General features: G+C 46.6%; 18 protein-coding genes. 9 read left to right on the top strand and 9 right to left on the bottom strand.

The features are described from left to right. Nucleotides 1-5 precede the first annotated feature (5 nt). Entirely contained in the window at nucleotides 6-758 is a 753-nt protein-coding gene (locus tag HGH91_RS17685; protein ID WP_168740134.1) for an alpha/beta hydrolase, read from the bottom strand. 57 nt (nucleotides 759-815) lie between these two features. Here HGH91_RS17685 and HGH91_RS17680 point away from each other — a divergent pair, with 57 nt between their 5' ends. From HGH91_RS17680 to HGH91_RS17660, 5 genes are all read left to right on the top strand, one after another. Further along, nucleotides 816-1523: an esterase family protein gene (locus HGH91_RS17680; protein ID WP_168740133.1), complete on the top strand. Its 708-nt coding sequence runs from the start codon at nucleotides 816-818 to the stop codon at nucleotides 1521-1523. A gap of 6 nt (nucleotides 1524-1529) precedes the next feature. Continuing rightward, entirely contained in the window at nucleotides 1530-2591 is a 1062-nt protein-coding gene (locus tag HGH91_RS17675; protein WP_168740132.1) for a RimK family alpha-L-glutamate ligase, read from the top strand. A 170-nt stretch (nucleotides 2592-2761) separates the two neighbouring features. Beyond that, nucleotides 2762-3862, top strand: a complete 1101-nt coding sequence (locus HGH91_RS17670) for a carboxylate-amine ligase (RefSeq protein WP_168740131.1) — start codon at nucleotides 2762-2764, stop codon at nucleotides 3860-3862. A gap of 23 nt (nucleotides 3863-3885) precedes the next feature. Further along, entirely contained in the window at nucleotides 3886-4782 is an 897-nt protein-coding gene (locus tag HGH91_RS17665) for a type 1 glutamine amidotransferase (protein WP_168740130.1), read from the top strand. 10 nt (nucleotides 4783-4792) lie between these two features. Continuing rightward, entirely contained in the window at nucleotides 4793-5992 is a 1200-nt protein-coding gene (locus HGH91_RS17660; protein WP_168740129.1) for a hypothetical protein, read from the top strand. A gap of 48 nt (nucleotides 5993-6040) precedes the next feature. On the opposite strand, the gene HGH91_RS17655 is transcribed toward HGH91_RS17660, so the two are convergent. Further along, the gene (locus HGH91_RS17655; protein ID WP_168740128.1) at nucleotides 6041-6796 is read right to left on the bottom strand and encodes a hypothetical protein; all 756 of its coding nucleotides are present in this window, start codon (nucleotides 6794-6796) and stop codon (nucleotides 6041-6043) included. 176 nt (nucleotides 6797-6972) lie between these two features. Here HGH91_RS17655 and HGH91_RS17650 point away from each other — a divergent pair, with 176 nt between their 5' ends. Together HGH91_RS17650 and HGH91_RS17645 are read left to right on the top strand one after the other, a co-directional pair. After that, on the top strand, nucleotides 6973-8100 hold the full coding sequence (locus HGH91_RS17650) for a hypothetical protein (protein WP_168740127.1): 1128 nt from the start codon (nucleotides 6973-6975) through the stop codon (nucleotides 8098-8100). A gap of 8 nt (nucleotides 8101-8108) precedes the next feature. Continuing rightward, a complete protein-coding gene (locus tag HGH91_RS17645) occupies nucleotides 8109-8501 on the top strand; it encodes a RidA family protein (RefSeq protein WP_168740126.1) in 393 nt (130 codons plus the stop codon). A gap of 106 nt (nucleotides 8502-8607) precedes the next feature. On the opposite strand, the gene HGH91_RS17640 is transcribed toward HGH91_RS17645, so the two are convergent. The 5 genes from HGH91_RS17640 to HGH91_RS17620 form a co-directional block, all read right to left on the bottom strand. Beyond that, entirely contained in the window at nucleotides 8608-8913 is a 306-nt protein-coding gene (locus HGH91_RS17640; RefSeq protein ID WP_145668028.1) for a rhodanese-like domain-containing protein, read from the bottom strand. Between the two features lie 52 nt (nucleotides 8914-8965). Next, the gene (locus HGH91_RS17635) at nucleotides 8966-9778 is read right to left on the bottom strand and encodes a PASTA domain-containing protein (protein ID WP_168740125.1); all 813 of its coding nucleotides are present in this window, start codon (nucleotides 9776-9778) and stop codon (nucleotides 8966-8968) included. A gap of 28 nt (nucleotides 9779-9806) precedes the next feature. Then, the gene (locus HGH91_RS17630) at nucleotides 9807-10793 is read right to left on the bottom strand and encodes a D-alanine--D-alanine ligase (RefSeq protein ID WP_168740124.1); all 987 of its coding nucleotides are present in this window, start codon (nucleotides 10791-10793) and stop codon (nucleotides 9807-9809) included. 148 nt (nucleotides 10794-10941) lie between these two features. Continuing rightward, complete coding sequence (locus HGH91_RS17625; protein ID WP_168740123.1) at nucleotides 10942-11289, bottom strand: 4Fe-4S dicluster domain-containing protein; 348 nt, start codon at nucleotides 11287-11289, stop codon at nucleotides 10942-10944. A 92-nt stretch (nucleotides 11290-11381) separates the two neighbouring features. After that, nucleotides 11382-11729: a 4Fe-4S dicluster domain-containing protein gene (locus HGH91_RS17620; RefSeq protein ID WP_145667986.1), complete on the bottom strand. Its 348-nt coding sequence runs from the start codon at nucleotides 11727-11729 to the stop codon at nucleotides 11382-11384. A 95-nt stretch (nucleotides 11730-11824) separates the two neighbouring features. On the opposite strand from HGH91_RS17620, the gene HGH91_RS17615 reads away from it, so the two are divergent. Further along, nucleotides 11825-12823 (top strand): acyl-CoA reductase, encoded by a 999-nt coding sequence (locus tag HGH91_RS17615; RefSeq protein ID WP_168740122.1) that lies wholly within the window; start codon nucleotides 11825-11827, stop codon nucleotides 12821-12823. 260 nt (nucleotides 12824-13083) lie between these two features. After that, entirely contained in the window at nucleotides 13084-14658 is a 1575-nt protein-coding gene (locus tag HGH91_RS17610; RefSeq protein WP_168740121.1) for a trypsin-like peptidase domain-containing protein, read from the top strand. A gap of 254 nt (nucleotides 14659-14912) precedes the next feature. On the opposite strand, the gene HGH91_RS17605 is transcribed toward HGH91_RS17610, so the two are convergent. Continuing rightward, on the bottom strand, nucleotides 14913-15674 hold the full coding sequence (locus HGH91_RS17605; protein ID WP_078672331.1) for a LytR/AlgR family response regulator transcription factor: 762 nt from the start codon (nucleotides 15672-15674) through the stop codon (nucleotides 14913-14915). Then, on the bottom strand, nucleotides 15671-18586 hold the full coding sequence (locus HGH91_RS17600; protein ID WP_168740120.1) for a histidine kinase: 2916 nt from the start codon (nucleotides 18584-18586) through the stop codon (nucleotides 15671-15673). The genes HGH91_RS17605 and HGH91_RS17600 overlap by 4 nt, the downstream gene beginning before the upstream one ends. Nucleotides 18587-18631: the final 45 nt, after the last annotated feature.

Genomic DNA, 18631 nt, shown 5'->3' with positions numbered 1-18631 from the left:
AGGGGTTAGTCGTGATGAAAGAAAGGTAGCCCTAAAAACAGGTCCATGGCAATTTTCCAGGTACTTACATCATGCCGCCCGTTCTTTATCTCCACGTAAAATACTTCTTCATTACGCTTATATCCCTTTAACACCAGCTCGTTCATTAAGTCGAGGGTATCATCAATGCTGTCGATGATGCCGTTCTGGTTACGGTCGGCCGTTTCATCATCGGTACCGCATTCAAAGAAAAACTGTTGCCCGGGGTGATAGGTCCCCTGGCGGATCAACTGGTGCATAATACGATCTTTATCGTCCTGGTAATCGCTGCCCAATGGCTTGCTCCGCCACCAGAGCGACCCGGAAAATACGCCTGCCAGCTGGAAAAGATCGGGATAGCGCCACACCATATCCAGCGCAGATAAGCCTCCCAGGGAGAAGCCGGCAAAAGCACGCCGCCTGAGCTGCATACCCGGATACTGTTGTTGCAGCCAGGGTAACAGCTCCCGGAGTATAAAACGGGTATAATTTTCCGCCAAAGCCCCCTGACCCATGTAATCCAATACGCCCGCAGTGCCGTATTCGGCGCGGCGTTGCTCACCGGCATAAATACCTGCGATCAGTACAGACGCGGGCAAATCCGGCGGTAATAATGCTTCCAGCTCCTGTCCATCATTTACCAGCAGCAATATAGAAGGCGCCGGCCCCTCCCACCAGGCCTCCAGCCTCACCTGCCGTTGCAGGTACACAGAAGGAATATCATGTCGACTTGTCTGCATCCCAACAATTTACCAATAAACCAATAATCTTCTTTAAATTTAACTAAACACTTTCCTGTGACTGAAAACTATTTGAAATGGCATTCGCCCAACCTGGGAAAAGACTTTGAGATGCTGGTATTCGGTGACAGCGGATATCCCCTGCTGCTATTCCCTACCTCCATGGGGCGCTACTATGAGAGTAAAGATTTTGGCCTGATCGACGCCATCAGCTGGTTTATTGAAGAAGGCAGAATAAAAGTTTATTGCCCTGATAGCATCGATGCATTCAGCTGGTATAATAAAAATATTACACCGGAAGAAAGAGCGTATAATCATTCCTGTTATGACCAGCTGCTGATGCAGGAAGTACTTCCCCGGATAGAAGCCGAAACCGGCCATCAGCGCATTGTTTCAGCAGGCTGTAGCTTTGGTGGATACCATGCGGCCAACTTTGCCTTCCGGCACCCCGATAAGGTATCGTATCTTTTTAGCCTGAGCGGTGTATTTGATATCAAACCAAGGGTAGATGGCTATTACAATGATACCGTGTACTATAACAATCCCGCCGACTTTATGCCGGATAATGACCAGGCAGACCTATGGCGGATGGGTATTGTACTCGGCGTGGCAGACCGGGATGTGACCCGGCCGCAAAACGAACAATTGTCAGGTATACTTGCCCATAAAAAAATTGCCCACTGGCTGGACATACGCCCGCAAACGACCCATGACTGGGCAGTATGGCGGGAAATGTTACCGCATTATATCTCACTTATCAAGTAGCAGGATATGAAAAAAATTGGTATTCTCTTCGGACAGGAAAACACTTTTCCCCAGGCATTTGTAGACCGGGTGAACCGTATCAATCCCCCGGGCATCTTTGCCGAATTTGTGACCATCGACAAAGTGATGCAGGGCGCCGATTCCGGCTACGCCGTTATCATAGACCGTATTTCCCAAGATGTGCCCTTTTATCGGGCTTATCTTAAAAACGCCGCCATGGCGGGAACGGCCGTCATTAATAATCCGTTCTGGTGGAGCGCCGATGATAAGTTCTTCAATAACGCCCTGGCCGAAAAAGTAGGCGTACCCGTACCCCGTACCGTACTCCTTCCCTCCAATAAACACCCAGAAGATACCAACGATAAATCATTCCGTAACCTCATTTACCCGTTCGACTGGAACACGATTTTCGATTACGTGGGCTTCCCTGCCTACATGAAACCCTACGCAGGCGGCGGCTGGAAACATGTGTACCGGCTCGAGGATAAAGAGGACTTCTTCCAGCAACATAGCGAAACCGGGCAACTGGTGATGATGCTCCAGGAAGAAATTGATTTCAGCCAGTATTTTCGCTGTTTCTGCATAGGTGGAACAGAAGTGCGGATTATGCCGTATAATCCCCGGCACCCACACCATTTGCGCTATGATGCCAATTATACGGCCCCTCCCGCCCTGCTGGAACAAATTACCCGGCACGTACAAACGCTGAATCAATACCTGGGTTACGATTTCAATACCGTGGAGATAGCCGTACGCGGCGGCGTTCCTTATGCGATCGACTTCTGCAATCCTGCACCCGATGCGGATTTACACTCTATCGGCGCAGAACATTTTGAGTGGATAGTTGAAACCAGCGCCCGCTATGCCATTGAAAGAGCTATTGCACAGAAGCCGGGAAAAGATAATCTTACCTGGGGCAAGTTTGTGCAACGGAGTCCGTCCAGAAGTAAAGCTGCAAGCGAAAAAAAGAAAGCTGCTGCTCCCAAAGCGAAGAAAGAAGCGGACCTCAAGGAACGAAAAACAGCAGCGAAAAAAAGCCCTGTTAAAAAACAGCAAAAAGAAAAATGATTCCATTTTACTGCGCTACATTTGTAAACAGCAATTCGCTTTTTTTGAAAGTGATATTTTCCATATCTGTCCACAGTACTGGACAGCAGCACTGCGAAAAACCGATAACTATATAAAAAAATTCACTGATGCTGTAAGCCAGTAACAGCTCACAGCTAAAAATACACCACATGTTTAAGGCCTTCACGCTCGGCATCGAAGAAGAATACATGGTAATTGACCCTACTACCCGCGAGCTCAGATCACACGAACAAAAGATAGTAGAACAGGCACACAAGGTGATCAGCGACCAGGTAAAGGCCGAGTTTCACCAGGCTGTGGTGGAAGTAGGTACCCGCATTTGCGCCGATGTCCATGAAGCCAGAGCTGACGTAGCCCTGCTGCGCCGTACCATTGCGCAGATAGCGGGCGACCTGGGCTTTCATATGGGGGCTTCCGGTACACACCCGTTCAGCAAATGGGAAAAACAACTCATTACCGATCATCCCCGGTATTTCGAAATCGTGAACGAAATGCAGGATGCTGCCCGGTCTAACCTCATCTTCGGACTGCATGTGCATGTGGGCATGGAAAACCGGGAAATGGCCATTCATATAGCCAATTCCGTTAGGTACTTTCTGCCCCATATATTTGCCCTCAGTACCAATTCTCCCTTCTGGGAGGGTAGGAATACCGGTTTCAAATCCTTTCGTACCAAGGTTTTCGACAAATTTCCCCGTACCGGCATCCCCGATTATTTCGGCAGCATAGAGGAGTACGACAACTATATCAAACTGTTGGTAAAAACCAATTGTATCGACAATGCCAAAAAGGTGTGGTGGGATTTAAGAGTTCATCCCTTCTTTAATACGGTAGAGTTCCGGATCTGTGATGTACCGCTTACCCTGGATGATACCATTACGATAGCCGGCCTGTTCCAGGCCGTGTGCGCAAAAATTTACAAGCTGCGCATGCAAAACCTTAACTTCATTATCTATAACCGCGCCCTGATCAACGAAAACAAATGGAGAGCCTCCCGCTATGGTATCGACGGCTACCTGATCGATTTCGGTAAAGAGGTCGAAGTAAACACCCGGTCCCTGATCTTTGAGCTGCTCGACTTCATAGACGATGTGGTAGACGATCTGGGCAGCCGCGATGTGATTGCGGCTACCACCAGGCTCATGGAAACAGGTACCGGCGCCGACAAACAACTGCAGGTATTTGCCGATACCAACGACCTCGTAGCAGTAACCGATTTCATTCATGACCAGTTTCTCCGGGGCTGTTAGTCCATATTTCGTAATTTTGCAGTATGCATCCAACTAAAAAAAGCTGGAAGGTGGCTGTGCTGGATATGTACGAGGGTGTTCCCAACGAAGGAATGCGCTGTATCCGTGAAATATTGACGAAATATGCCAGCATGCATGCATTGGACCTTCAATTTGATGAATTTGAAGTAAGGCAGCAGATACAAGTTCCCGACACCAGCTATGATATCTATATTTCTACCGGCGGACCCGGTAGCCCCGTTGCCAGTGAAGGAAGTGACTGGGAAAGCGCCTATTTTTCCCTGGTAGAAGATTTATTGGAATGGAACCGTACGGAGAAAGTTAAAAAGCCGGCGTTCTTTATTTGTCACTCTTACCAGATCATGTGCCGGTACTACCAGCTGGGCAATGTTTGCAAGCGCAAATCACCTGCTTTCGGCGTTTTCCCTGTACATAAATCCGCAGCTGGTATGCAGGAAAAAGTGTTCAGCGCCCTCCCCGATCCTTTTTATATTGTAGATAGCCGCGACTGGCAGGTCATAGAGCTGAACTACGCAAATCTGCAAGCCATGGGCGGGCATGTGCTGGCGTTGGAAAAAGAAAGGCCGCATGTACCTTTGGAACGTGCCACCATGGCCATCCGCTTCAATGAGCATTTCATTGGTACCCAGTTCCACCCCGAAGCCGATGCTGCAGGTATGCATATGTATCTTCAGCAGAACGAAAAGAAAAAACAAGTAATAGATCACCACGGCATAGAAAAATACAACAGCATGATCAACCAGTTAACAGATCCGGATAAGATTATGCTTACACACGACCGGTTCATTACCGCTTTCCTCGACTACGCCATTTATGGCCAACTCTCAGAAAGACTGGCTGCCATCGAACGACTGGTGCAGGTGGCCGCCCATACAGATAATGAACACTCGTTCTTTTAATGAAAACATCATGATTCCAGACGTCAGAACATCCTATAATCGACAATTTACCCCCGAACAATACCAGGCTTTCCTCGAAGGTATTGCGACGGATACCGGCGTAACCCCGTCTTTCCGGATTGCGGAAACCCCCGTTTTTGTTCCGGCTGCGCTAAGTAGTAAACTGGTGCAAGCCTGCGAAGAAATCGTGGAAGTATTGCTCCGGCCCGACTTCAAAACAATTACCCAGGATGCCATTCCCCCTGCACTGAAGGTGCCGCGTGAAAATGAACATCCTCACTTTATTGTAATTGATTTTGCAGTTTGTAAAACAGCCACCGGCGAACTGGTACCGCAGCTGATAGAACTGCAGGGATTCCCTACCATGCTGGCTTTCCAGGAGGTAATGGCCCGGCAGTTTAAAACACATTTCGATATTCCTGACTATCTCAATAATTTTTTTAACGGGTTAGATGAAACAACCTACTATGAGCTGCTCAGGGATATGATCGTGGGGCCTTACGCACCAGAAGAAGTGATCCTGCTGGAAGTAAAACCGGAAGAGCAAAAAACAAAAATCGATTTCTATAGCACGGAAAAGAGCCTGGGCATTCCTACCGTGTGCTTAACGGAACTTATACAAGACGGGAAAAAGCTGTATTACCTGCGCAACGGCGTTAAAACACCGGTGCAGCGTATCTATAACCGCATCATCTTCGATGATCTGCAAAAGCAATCCGCTTCCCTGGGAGAGCATGTAAACCTTTTCCAGGATCTGGACGTAGAATGGATTACGCATCCCAACTGGTTTTATCGTATCAGCAAGTACATCATGCCTTTTATTCACAGCGAATATGTGCCTAAAAGCTGGTTCCTGCATGAGCTGCCCGTTATTCCGGCCGACCTGGAAAACTATGTATTAAAGCCCCTGTTCTCTTTTGCCGGACAAGGTGTATTGATAGATGTTACCCAGGAAGATATTGACCGTATACAGGATCCTGAAAACTGGATCCTGCAACATAAAGTAAAGTATGCACCTGCTATTGCAACACCCACTGGTCCTGCTATCTGTGAAATACGTATGATCTATATCTGGCAGGATGGCGCTGCCCGTCCTATGCTGGTACACAACCTGGCCCGTATCAGCAAAGGCAAAATGATTGGCGTAGGATTCAATAGTAAAGATACCTGGGTGGGAGGAAGCTGCTGCTTTTTTGAACAACCAGCATAAGCGTATAAAATAAAACAGAGAGCTTTCGGCTCTCTGTTTTATTTTACCTTACAACCCAAATTCTTCGATCAGCGGGCCGGTTACATATTCACTTCTCTTGCCCAGCCCCACAGCGAATTCTTCATTTTCGCCATTTTTTACAATCAGAAAAGGCTGCCCGAATTTTTGTTTTCCGGAGAAAATAACCGCGATATCTGTACAGGAAAATTCGTCAGACTGACGCAGGCTCAGGTCCTTATTATCTTCCAGGATATTGGTGGTTTTCATATTTTCTTTCAGGAGATGTAATTGTTTTCCTACATACTTCCTTTTCATCCACTCATAATTGGCATTGATAATCACCGGGGTACCGGCCAGGTTGTCGGCGGGTACCTGGTACAACAACAATTTGCGGTCTTCATCCCGCAGCGTGAATACCAGTGTAACTTCCCCCGACTCTGCACTTTTCCGGTCATAGTCCACAATTTTGAATGTTTTATTCTCTATTGCCTTATAGGGCGTATAAAGATGCCCGCCTCTGATTACGCTTTTATAAGGTACTTCTATGGCCGCTTTTACCTTGATGTTCTCCAGCAGCGAGTCTTCCTTGTTCTTCACCCCTCGTTTCGGATTCAGTTTAAGAAAAGTGATTTCCTGGCCTACCAGGGTGAGTTGGGCAATATCTGGCGTAAGATGCTGGAAAGCGATACTACTGTCGTAAGGCACTAAAGCTGGCTTCTTCTCCGTGTCCCTGTATTTGATCTGGGCAGAAGCACTACCCGCTACCGCCAGCCCCATACACAGGGATAAATGTTTCAATTTCATATAACTTAAAATGTACGCAAATATATAATGTCTGAAAATGGTTTTACACGGGTGGTCTTTTACCACACTCTACCAAAGATAACGGTGAGTTGACAAATACATTGCGTAGTTGGCAGGTAACTTAGTAATAATAATTATTATTTTTATGTATATATGTCAACTTAATACATTATCCTATGTTTAGCAACCTGGCCATAGATGTGGCCCTTGGCCTTATTTTCATTTACCTGCTTTATAGCTTGCTGGCTTCTGTAGTGCAGGAATTTATTGCGAGAATGTTGAATGCCCGGGCGCGGGGGCTCACCAAAGGATTACGGCGCCTGTTGGAAGGAGATCCCCGGCGCCGGGATCATCGCTGGTTTCGCCGGTTTACATTTTTCAACTGGTTTTACGAATTGGGCTGGAGTATCATCTATTTCTTTGCGCCTTTCAAAGGCAGTCCTTTCCTGGAAAAATTTTACAATAGTCCCTCTATCCTCCACCTGGGAGAAAATACCGCCGCTTCGAGGCCGGCGTATATCAGTCCGTCTATTTTTTCCCAGGCCATCATTCATTTGCTGCGCAGCAGTTATAAAGCGCAACAACCCACTGTTGCTGACAGTCCAGGCGATCCGGAAATGATCTATACCGCGCTGCAGAACAATTACCTGTATCTGGCCCCCGATACCCTGGAACACCTGCAACAGCTTTTTGAAGACGCCACACACGATATAAAGGCTTTCCGGGTAGAGCTGGAGGGCTGGTTCAATGAAACCATGACCCGTGCCAGTGGCTGGTACCGCAAGCAAACACAAACCTGGCTGTTGTGCCTGGGCCTGGTGATTGCCGCCGTTTTTAATGTCGATTCCATTGCCATTGCGCGTATCCTGATGAAAGATAAAAATGTAAGGACGCAATTGGTGCAACTGGCCGCCAGCCGTGTGCCGGCTTATACTGCCGTTACCGACACCCTGATCAGTAAACACCTGGTGCATAAAGACAGCTCCTTTTACCGCGCAGATACTTCCCTCCGTGTATTCGTTAATGATACCTCACTGATAGGCATATACGCCATGCTTCGCAACGATGCCGGCGATGCCAGGAATGTGCTGGGTATTAGCCGGGGTTGTGTGGCCGACAGCAGCAACGGGCAGGTAACCATCCGCTGTGGCTTTACCCATCCACTGCAGCAAAATAGGCGGCTGGTATGGGCCGGATGGGTGCTCACCGCGCTGGCGCTCTCTTTAGGCGCTCCGTTCTGGTTTGATTTGCTGGGGAAAATTGTTAAATTTAGTAAGGAGCAACGCACTCAAGGTGCTCCTTAACAACGCTTATGAAACGTACCAATTATTCCTCCGGAGCCCTTTGGGAAGGGAAAGTAGGTTACTCCCGGGCTGTAAGGATCGGCAATGTGATAGAAGTATCCGGCACGGTTGCTTCCGACAATGATAAAGTAGTAGCAGAAGGAGACGCCTACGAGCAAACCAGGTTCGCCCTGGCCAAAATAGAAGCGGCGCTGATCAATGCCGGCGCCACGCTGCATGATGTAGTACGCACCCGCATGTTTGTGACGGATATATCACGATGGGAAGAATATGGCCGGGCACACGGAGAGTTCTTTAAAAGTATTAAACCGGCTACCACAATGGTGGAGGTAAGTAAACTGATAGATCCGCGATACCTCGTGGAAGTGGAAGTTACCGCCATCGTGGAGCAGAAAGCATAGGAGCCGAAAGCAAAAAGCTATTGAAGCGAATAAACCATGCGATTTTTATATCCGCAAAGTTCATTCGCTTCAATAGCTTTTTGCTTTAAGCTTTCTGCGTTTATGCTTATTTATACAGTTCCGTCCATTTCAGCATACCGCCCACCAGGTTTTTGGTGTTGGTAAAGCCCATAGAATCCAGCAGCATGCAGGCTTGGCCGCTACGGTTGCCGCTGCGGCAATACACGATAATTTCTTTATCCTTCCAGTCTTCAATTTCGTCTACCTGCATTTGCTGTACAAAGCCCAGCGGAATGTGTACACCGCCAATATTGAATTCTGCACGTTCGTGCGGTTCTCTTACGTCTAAAATATATAGCTCTTCCCCGTTATCAATACGTTGTTTCAGTTCTTCTGCTGTTATATTTTGCATAGTTGTATAGTTATAAAGTATTTAAAATCAAGTTCAAATTACACTATTTCTTTTATTCCTGCTTAGCCGGCTGGGTAACCGTACTATCGGTTACCGGTTTGTTGGCAGATAACCAGAAATCAACACTTTCGCCGGCTCTCACCATGTTAAAGTCACCGATTTCATTTTTGCGGGCCGGTACCTGTTTAATAATATAGGCGTTGGCGGTATCTGTTACATTTGGATCGATGATCACCGTACCGGGGTTCAGGTTGCTGGCACTCAGCATTTCCCGGGCTTCGGCGTAGGTAAGTCCCACGAAGTTAGGCACCGGGTTTTCTACGCTGCCGGTACCGCTACTGAGGATCAGCGTAATATTGCTGCCTTCCGCTACGAGGGTGCCTGGTTTTATTTTCTTGCCGCCCAACAGCTGTTGTAATACCGTATTGGTGGCAAAGTCTGGTTTATAGATGGTATCTCCTACATTGAGGCGCAGGCTTTTCAGCATCATTTCGGCGCTGCGGAAGGTAAGCCCTTCCAGGTCCGGCATTTTCACCATAGGAGCTACGGTCTTGTTCACAGTCAGGTAGATGGTTCTGCCCACCTTTACCTGGGCTCCTTTATCGGGAGTTTGTGCATATACCGCCAGTGGGGGGATGGAATCAATATAAATGGAATCTCTCACATCAGCCTCAAAACCGGCATTTTCCAGCAGGCTGATAGCTTCCTTTACACTTTTTCCGCGCACATCCGGTACTGTCAGCTGTTGTCCATGCTTGGTGATCAAGCCCAGCAAAGAAAAGAACAGCAGGGCCAGTGCAAAGAACATGGCGATAACAGCGAGCAGGTTGATTCCAAATGAGCGTTTGGTAATAAAGTCGAACACGATAATGATATATTAAGTGTGATAATCCTTACTTCATGCTTTCTTCTAAAAGCACGCCATAAAATTCTTTCAGCGTTTTACCCGCAGCTCTTACCTGTTGCGGTACCAGGCTGTTTTCTGATTGCCCCGGCATAGTGTTTATTTCCAGGAAAAATAATTTTCCGGTGCCCTCTTCATAAATAAAATCTACCCTGGTAATACCTTTGCAATTCAGCTTGTTATACAGGATGGTAGCTATTTCCTGCACTTTCCGGGTAATTTCGTCCGATACGGGTGCAGGGGTAATTTCGTTGGATACCCCCGGGGTGTATTTGGCTTCGTAATCGAAGAATTCCTTGCTGCTCACTATTTCCGTAATAGGCAACACTGTAATGGCGCCATTTTCACGATACAAACCAATGGTGAGCTCACGGCCTTTGATAAACTCTTCTATCAGTACCTGCGCGTCTTCCTTAAAGGCTTTATCAATGGCTGATGGCAGTTCTTCCGCTGTTTTTACTTTAGACATGCCGATGCTGCTGCCACCTTCTGCCGGCTTCACGAACACCGGTAAACGTAATTGCTGCAGGATATCGGTAGTATTATAAGGCTGATCGCGAAAAATATGTACTGACTTAGACACGTTTACCACGTTCAGGGCATCTACTATCTTATTACAAAAGCTCTTATTGAAGGTAACAGCGGAGGTAACCATGCCGCAGCTGGTAAAGGGAATCCCCAGCATTTCAAAATAGCCCTGTAAGCGGCCATCCTCGCCGGGAGTGCCATGAATACCAATAAATACGGCATCAAAGGTGATTTTATTTCCCTGAACGGTCAGCGAAAAATCATTTTTATCTACTTCTACAATGGTACCATCTGCCGCTGTATAGCCCCAGCTGTCTTTTGTGATAATGATCTTATAGACATTATATTTGCTGCTATCCAGGTTATTTTCAATTGTTACGGCACTCTGCACAGATATCACATATTCTCCGGAATATCCACCGGCTACCAAAGCTATATTCTTCTTCATAAGATGTTTTACAATAAGCGGGTAAAGTTAAAGGTTATTTGTTAATTGGCAAGAGCAACGGCCCTGACAGCTGCTGCAGTTCAAATTACATAAAAAAAACCGTCCCGGCTAAGGCCGTAACGGTTTTTTAAATTTCCTTTAAAATATTTCAGGCATGCAGCTTAGCCTTCTTGTCCATCAGCTCCGCCACTGTTTCCTGGTATATTTCGTCGGGTACGCAGCAATCTACCGGGCAAACGGACGCACATTGCGGTTCTTCATGAAACCCCTGGCATTCTGTGCACTTGTCAGGCACAATGTAATAGATATCTGCGCTGATGGGTGCATTGCGCTGGTCGGCATCCATCATGCTGCCGCCTATCAGGGTATAAGCGCCTTTAATAGTGGTGCCGTCGGCCATGGCCCATTCTACGCCACCTTCATAGATCGCATTATTGGGACATTCTGATTCGCAGGCATTACAACTTATACATTCGTCTGTTATTTTAAGTGCCATAGGTATATTTTTGGGTTAGCTGCTGTTAAAATGATATAAAAAAACCGTTCCGGCTATAGCCGCAACGGTTTTTAAGCTTCCTTTTAAATATTTTAGATGTGCAGTTTTGCTTTCTTGCCCATCAGCTCATCCACCGTTTCCTGGTACATTTCGTCAGGTACACAACAATCTACCGGGCAAACAGCCGCACATTGCGGTTCTTCATGAAATCCCTGGCATTCTGTACATTTGTTGGGTACAATGTAGTAGGTATCTACACTGATAGGCGCATTGCGCTGGTCTGCGTCCATTACACTACCATCCATAAGGGTATAGGAGCCTTTTACAGTGGTGCCATCCGCAATGGCCCATTCTACTCCGCCTTCATAGATCGCATTGTTAGGGCATTCTGGTTCGCAGGCACCGCAATTTATACATTCGTCTGTTATCTTAATTGCCATAGTGTAAACTTTTTGATTAAGTAGTAAGCCATTAATTTTGTGTGACAAAAATAAAATTTTCCCGGTTTAATTAAGTCATTTATTTATATAGTTTCATGAACATTATAGAAAAAGAAGCCGCATTGATACGCCTGGGTCAGTACCTGGCCGCTAAAAGCCCCGAATTGGAAGCAGTGAAAGAGCGCGCTTTTATCGCCAATGGATGGTTTACACCCGCCTTTATAGACAACGCCCTGGACAATATCTCCCGGTATTTCCTTTCCCCGGAAAAATTAAAAGACTGGCTGGAGGGCTACCCGAAAGTAACGGACGCCCACGAGCCTAAAACGGTGGGCATTGTAACGGCAGGGAATATTCCCCTGGTAGGCTTCCATGACTGGCTTTGCGGTTTCGTGAGCGGGCACCAGGTAAAAATGAAGCTATCGGCCAAAGACGAAATCCTCCTGAAACATATCCTGGAGAAGATGGGCGAATGGTATCCTGCCCTCGCCCACCAAACCGAAATCCAGGAGATGCTGAAAGGCTGCGATGCCTATATTGCCACCGGCAGCAACAACTCTGCCCGGTATTTCCATTATTATTTTGCCAAATACCCGCATATTATCCGGCATAACCGCACCTCTGCCGCCATTCTTACCGGCCACGAATCAGCTGCTGAGCTGGAAGCCCTGGCAGATGATATTATGCTGTACTTCGGACTGGGCTGCCGGAATGTGACTAAGATATATGTACCAACCAACTACGATTTTGCACCGCTGTTAAAAGCACTGGACAAGTACAGCTACCTGGCGGAACACCATAAATACAAAAACAATTACGACTATAACCTGGCTTTACTGCTGCTCAATAGCAGCCCTTATATTACCAATGGTACGATACTACTGCAGGAAAATACCGCCCTGTTTTCCCCGCTCAGCGTGTTGCACTATAGCTATTATATAGATATGGCCCAGCTACAACAGGAGCTTTCCGGCGAAGAAGCCATCCAATGCCTGGTAGGCCAGTCGTTTACGCCTTTCGGTTACGCCCAGCAACCCAACCTGATCGACTACGCCGACGGCGTAGACACCCTGAAGTTTCTCCTGGAATTATAAACGCAGGGAAGGCGCCTGCCTTCCCTGCCATCCATACCTCTTCTAACAATTTGTCGCATTTACTTGTTATATTGACATGCAACCTGACAGCCCTGTCAGTGGGGTTTTAAGCCGTGTTTAACGATTACGATAAAAATGTGTTAAAGTAAATATGGGTACTTGCGTTTCATTCATTGTACCTGTTAAATTTGTAGCAAGGGCATGCAAATTGATCTTATGCCGTTGTTATCTCATTAATTATCACGCAAACACACTATAATATGAAATTCAAGCAAATTGTTACAACTGTCCTTATCAGTGCAGTAACGGCAACTGCCTCCATATTTGTGTATGGCAAATATTTCCAACCGAGGCAGCCAATAGTTTATCAGAATGGTACAGAAGTCCCGGTTAATTATGCACGTTATATGCCTGGTAACGAAGGCAATACCAACGCTGCCCCACCCTCTGATTTTACCATGGCCGCCAAGGCCGCAGTTCCCGGCGTAGTGCACATCAAAACAAAAATCAATCCCCGCCAGGTCACGAATGGCAATAACCTCCAGCGTCAACGCAGTATCCTGCAGGATCTTTTTGGCGATGACTTTTTTGGGGATGAATTCAACGGCGGCGGTGGCGGACGTAAATACTACATTCCTGGTCAAATGGCCTCCGGTTCCGGTGTGCTGATTTCCGGCGATGGATATATCGTTACCAATAACCACGTGATTGCTGATGCTGACGAAATCAATGTAACACTCAACAGTAACCAGAACTTCAAGGCTAAGCTGGTAGGTACGGATCCCAGCACCGACCTGGCCGTCATTAAAATAGACGCCAAAAACCTTCCTTACCTGATGTATGGCAACTCCGACAACGTGGATATAGGACAATGGGTACTGGCCGTAGGTTATCCGTTGAACCTGGATGCTACCGTTACTGCCGGTATCGTGAGCGCCAAATCCCGCTCTATTGGTATTAACCGCAGTGGTGGTAAGATGAACAGTGCCATCGAATCCTTTATACAAACCGATGCCGCTGTAAACCAGGGTAATAGTGGTGGTGCACTGGTAAATACGGCTGGTGAGCTGGTAGGTATTAACTCTGCTATCGCTTCACCTACCGGTTCTTATGCTGGTTATTCCTACGCAATCCCGGTTAACCTGGTGAAAAAAGTAGTCAACGATATCCTGAAATACGGTAACGTACAAAGAGCTTACCTGGGCGTAAGATATGCACAGTCTTCCCTCATCAATAATATGAGCGATGAAGAGCTGAAAGATGCCGGTATTAAAAGGAATGTAAACGGCGTACAGGTAACAGAAGTACTGCCCAATAGCTCTGCAGCCGCTGCAGGACTGCGTGCCGGCGATGTGATCACTGCTATTAACGGTGTAAAGATTCCGGCTACTTCCCAACTCGGCGAGCAGGTAGCCCGTTACAAACCAGGCGATAAAATCAGTATTACTTACCTGCGTGGCAGTAAAGAAACCACTGTGGATAATGTAGTCATGAAAAACCTGAAAGGGAATACCGACCTGGTGAAAGTAACTGCCCTGGACCGCTTAGGCGCTGATCTGGGTGAGCTGAGCCAGGACCAGGCAACCCGGTTAGGCGTAAATGGCGGCGTTATTGTAAATGATATCGGCAACGGTATCCTGAAAAAACAAACCTCTATGGCGCCCGGCTTTGTGATCCTGAAAGCCGGCGATACCCCGGTAACCTCTGTAGATGCACTCAGCAGCGCATTGGACAAGAACAAAAACCTGAAACTCGTTGGCTTTTACCCGGAAAGAGGCAACAGCATCTACTATTATAATATTTCAACAACCGGCAGCGCTTCACAAAACCTGTAAGCCTAAGCCATAATAAAGCTTTCAAAAGCCCCCCACGTTCCGCGGGGGGCTTTTCCATTAAGTCATACATGGATTACCTGGAAAGGCAAATCATGCAATCAGCCATATCTATGAAAACCCATTATGAAAATAATACAAGTGTATGAAACGGAGATCCCTTAATCCGTAAACGCTATAAAGAAAGATAGGAACGCAGCAAAAAGCCGGTTAAGCGTTGTGCAACCGGCTTTAATAATTAAAAAAATTTAATAATATTAGAGATTGATCACCCCTTTCAGTTGGGTAAAGAATTCGTCTTTTTTGCGGGAAGAGATGGGGATATTCTTCTGATCGCTCATGACTACCGCCGTACCGAGACCTTTAATGATCTTAACGATATGGTGGATATTGATCAGGAAGGACTTATGCACCCGGTAAAATCCTTTATCGGAGAGCATTTCCTCGTACTCCTTTAACGATTTGGAAATCAGGTGGGAAACGTTGTTGATCAGCTGTATTTTGGTATAGCTGTCGAACGCCTCACAGTAGATAATATCTTTCAGGTCGATAACATTATAGCCATCATTGACCGGTATTACGATCTTGGAGAAGGCGTTATCGTTGTTTTTGACATAATCCTTCAGGATAGACGCCAGTTCATTGAGCCGGCCTTTCTTGCTCTTTTTCACTTTTTCCAGGGCATCTTCTACCTCGCTTACCTTGATGGGTTTCAATAGGTAGTCCAGCGCAGCAAATTTGATGGCTTGCAGCGCATATTCCTGGAACGCGGTGATAAAAATGACCTCAAAATTCAGGACCGGGAACATTTCCAGGAGCTGAAACCCATTGTGTGGTGGCATCTCAATGTCAAGAAACAGAACATCAATGGGGTTGTTTTTGATCATTTCTGCCGCCTCATTGATATTTTGCGCTTCACCGACAACTGTCACATCTTTGCAGTAGTTCTCCAGTATATTGCGTAAAATATGAATGTTGCGGACTTCATCGTCTACAATGGCAGCTTTTATATTACTCATAACATCTTAACAATGGGAATCAGAATTTCAACTAAGGTACCTTCCTTATTGCCGAAACCAGATTTAAATTTATCAATAATTTCTAACTTTCCAACACTTCCATTAAAAGATTTTATAATCTGCAAGCGCTCTTTAATCACGCTTAATGCAGTAGACTCGTGTTTAATGAGCCTCGAACTTTTAATGCTATTTGACTTATCCCAGCCTATTCCGTCGTCATCTACAGAACAATATAAGAGATCATCCACCATTTCCAGCCTGATTTCCAGGTAACCGCTGATATTTTTTGGAGCGAGGCCATGCTTAATGGCATTTTCCACTATCGGTTGAATAATCATGGGGGGAATGTAAATGGTATACTCCTTCAGTGCATCCTCCATAATAAAGCGGTACGTAAAGGAATGGGCAAACCGGATCTTCTCCAGCTCCAGGTACCGGGTCAGGAAGGCGATTTCCTCTTCCAGGGAAATATAGGATTTCCGGGAATTATTAAGCATTTGCCGCATTAAGGTGGCAAAATCTGCCAGGAAATTCAGGGCCTGCTTCTCCTCTTTTTCGAGGATGAGGTGCTGTACCGAATTGAGGGAATTGAATATAAAATGCGGGTTCATCTGGTTGGTCAACGCCTTGGCTTCCAGCTCTGCGATACGCCGGTTGTATTCCGTTTTCCGCTTTTCCGCCTGTTTTATACGCCGGATAATAAAGCGCAGGCCTACCAATACCAGCAACAGGCCGGCCAGCAACAAGATCCCCCTGGACCACCATTGCTGGTACCACCTGGGCAGGATGCTCACATCCATACTCAGGGTATTGGACCAATCGCTCTTATACTTACGGGCCCTCACCATCAGTTTATAGGTTCCTGGCTGCAGGTCAGGGAACGGGATGATGTTTGACCGGGTAGATACCCATCCGTTGGTGGTATCTCCCGAAAAATTATACTGGTACTCTACCAGCTCCGGCAGGTCGAAGACAATGGTGCCAAACTCGGCCTCAAAAGAAGCTTTCCGCTGGTAGAGGTGCACAAAATTATTAATGGCCATGTAGGTACTGTCGCCATAACGGATATTATTCAGGTAGATGACCGGTGGAATGGTGTCTACCGGGATATGATCTGCATTAAAATAGCATAGGCCATTGGAAGTGGCTATATACAATACATCGTTATCTGAATATACCCCGCGAATATCATCTGAACTCAGTCCATCGTTGGAAGTGATGTTACGGGTAATGGATTCGTTTTTTACATCGATAACCGACATCCCGCGGTTGGTGGCTACATAGAGGCGGCCGATACCATCATAATAAAGCTGCTGACAGATATCGCTGGCCAGGTTATCGGCAGAAGAAAAATGTTTCACAATGGCATCATGGCGCATTACGTAAATGCCCTGGTCGCTGGTGCCAATCCACAGGGAGCCATCTATCCATTTCAGATCTTTAATATTGACTTTACGCAGGATATCCGTTCCCGTAGGTATCAGCTGACGTTTACCATCGGTGCAGTAATAAAGCCCTGTATTGGTGCCCACATAATAGGCGGAGTCGTTGATACAGGCAACAGAATTCACCAGCATATCCAGGTCGCCGATGAAATAATCATCGAGGGCAATCACCTGGTTTTTAGCGGCTATCCTGATTTTGCCGGTAGGGGAAATATCCACGTCTTTCAGCATTCTGACTGCTTTCAGCAGTGATGCTTTCTGGGTAGCGGTATTAAAATTATACAGCCCGTTATCGGTGCCAATAATCATATTATTATCGCCACGGGGCTGGATAGTGAGCAGGCTGTTCCGGCCGGAAGTGGTATCCAGCGTGTATTGGCGGATACGGTTTTCCGCATCCATGGTATTGAGGATACCCGCGTTTTGTCCTATCAGCAGCAGGTTATTTTTTTTGTCTTTGGAGATGCTGAAGATAGAGTGCGAATAAAGACCATTTGTATTATCGAGGTAGCTGAAATAAAAATTCTTGTAGGGAATATTGTAAACCCCATCACCAAAGGTGGTGATCCAGATGTTGCCGTCGCGGTCCTTCAGGAGGGAAGTGATGTAGTGGTTATCGAGCAGCCTGGTCACTTTTCTTTCTCCTTTAAAGAAATCTTTGAGGAAGTAAAGGGCCCGCTGGGTACCTACCCAGAGGTTATCATTATCGAGGCAAACGTGGCTGATATCGTCGTGGATGCCCCATTCGCTGCCATTGAAAAAGCAGATGGCATCCTTTGCCGTGTAGGAATACAGCGTATTGCGGATAATCACCAGGGCTTTATCAATGATACGGGTGTGCAGCGAGGAATCATCTAACGGCAACGGGCATACGGGAAATACTTTCTGGGTAGAGTTGTTCAGATCTGCCAGTCCATCGAGATGAAAAGACGGCTGCAACGGATGATAGATGCTATCGTTGCGCATCATGTGAAAGAGGTCGAATGTACCCGGTATATAGGAAGTTTCCTTACCCGAATACATGATGATCCGGTTGTTGGTATTGAGAAACCAAACGTAGCCGCCTTTTCCGTCGAAGGCGTACTGCATGTAGTGTCTACGACTGTTGAAGATCAGTGATGAATCATTTTCTTCGCTGTGAATGAGTGGTTTGTCGTAGAAAGAGGGTTTTCCATTGAGGGTAAAAAACCATACCCGTCCTTTGGAATCGGCGGCCAGTTTAGTAACATCATTGTCGGTGAGTCCATCTTTTTTGGTGTAGTTGCGGAATCTTTTCCCGTCAAACTTACTGACGCCGGTGGGTGTAGCAAACCATATGAAACCGTCTTTATCCTGCACGGCAGCATAAACAGTAGCGTTGGCCAGTCCATCCTTCACATTATAGTTACGGATCATGAGCCCCTGCCCCATGCATGTGGTAACCTTACAGAAGAAGACCAGCGCCCATAACATTATAAAACGGTTCAAGGGCATTGGATCATTTTATTGATTTATTGTCCAATAGGGATATAC

It is taken from the genome of Chitinophaga eiseniae, from assembly GCF_012641265.1.
Classification (GTDB): Bacteria; Bacteroidota; Bacteroidia; order Chitinophagales; family Chitinophagaceae; genus Chitinophaga; species Chitinophaga eiseniae_A.
The sequence above is the reverse complement of the archived record's forward strand: the minus strand, read 5'-3'. Positions and strand labels throughout refer to the sequence as shown.